Raw genomic sequence first — 1,514 nt, 5'->3', positions numbered from 1 at the left:
TACACAGAGATGATGGACATGTTCCCGGTGTCGGTGTGACTCTCAATTACACCGACACCCGTGAGGGTTGTCTTTTAGTGGATCTGTCCATCGACATCGGGACCAACCCGCGGTGGCGGGAGGGACATGACTTGATAGGAGCTTGACCGGGAAGTCGTCTCGCCTTTGTGCTGTCTGCCCACCCCGACCCGCGACGACGAAAACTGCGATGGAAAGGGAACCCGTCTATGACAAGCATGACACTGCAGCCTCTAGCTGCAACATGGGATACGGCGCCAAACGAGCTGGTGGCGGGCATCGATACGCATAAGAACACGCACCATGTCGCCGTCGTCGACCAGCTCGGCCGACCGATCAGCGACCAGCAGTTTGCGGCCACCGCCGACGGCTACCAGCAGATCATTGAGTTTCTGCGGACTGCGGGAACGGTCAGCCGAGTTGGGGTGGAGGGGACCGGATCCTACGGCGCAGGAATTGCGCGGATACTTACCGCTGCCGGGTTCGACGTCGCCGAGGTGGCTCGCCCGAACCGGCGGGTCAGGCGCATGCGCGGCAAATCAGACCCACTCGATGCGCGACAGGCCGCGCTGACCGTCTTGGCCGGTATCGACACGGCAATTCCCAAGGCCGGCGACGGCCAGGTCGAGGCGCTGCGCATGCTCCTGACAGAACGCAGGTCTGCTTCCAAAGCGAGATCCCAGGTGATGAACCAGATCCATGCGCTGCTGATCACCGCCCCTGACACTGTCCGAGACGACTACCGCAGGCTTGGCACCATCGCCTTGGTCGCCACGCTATGTCGAACCCGGCCGGGCTCTGGGACAAGCCCTGAACACACGGCCCGCCGCGTGTTGAAACGTCTTGCCGTCCGGCATTCGGCGTTGAGCCAGGAGATCGCCATCATCGAACGGGAAATGGTGCCACTGATCCGAGCGGTGAATCCTGCCCTCTACGCCTCCAGCGGTGTCGGACCAGTGACCGCTGCAACGCTGCTGGTCGCGGCAGGCGACAATCCCGAACGCCTCACCAGTAGCGCCTCGTTCGCGGCACTAGCCGGCGTCGCCCCGATTCCCGCTTCCTCCGGACAGCGCACCAGGCACAGGCTCTCTCGCGGCGGAAACAGGAATGCGAATAATGCCCTGCACCGCATCGTTCTCCTCCGCATGCGACACCGGGAACCACGCACCGTCGCCTACTTCACCAGACGCCGCGCCGAAGGACTCTCAGACCGCGACATCATGCGCTGCCTGAAACGACACATCGCCAACGAGATCTACAAGGTGCTCATGAGCCCCGGCCTCGACAACCCGGTAGGCCAAGAGCTTCGCCAGCTACGACGAGAAGCCGGCATCCCGCTGACTGTTCTCGCCGACACCCTCGGTGTTCCCCGGCAGCGTCTCCAACGGCTCGAGATCGGCACCCGCGCCGACCGAGAACTCGAAGCTCTCGCCACCGCCACCATCAACCAACTCACATTGGAAAAAGCAGCTTGACAACAATAGGAGCATCCACTC

General features: G+C 62.7%; 1 protein-coding gene. It reads left to right on the top strand.

The window, feature by feature from the left end; all coding sequences use genetic code 11:
- Window positions 1-227 precede the first annotated feature (227 nt).
- Window positions 228-1,493 (top strand): IS110 family RNA-guided transposase, encoded by a 1,266-nt coding sequence (locus H7E91_RS11410; protein WP_241698570.1) that lies wholly within the window; start codon window positions 228-230, stop codon window positions 1,491-1,493.
- The last annotated feature ends 21 nt before the right edge of the window (window positions 1,494-1,514 follow it).

Source organism: Flaviflexus huanghaiensis, assembly GCF_014118685.1.
GTDB lineage: Bacteria > Actinomycetota > Actinomycetes > Actinomycetales > Actinomycetaceae > Flaviflexus > Flaviflexus huanghaiensis.
This window is presented reverse-complemented; position numbering and strand designations above follow the sequence as displayed.

Bases quoted from the DNA above. Each gene is read 5' to 3' on its own strand.
- H7E91_RS11410 (WP_241698570.1), top strand. From the start codon at position 228: ATGACAAGCATGACACTGCAGCCTCTAGCTGCAACATGGGATACGGCG.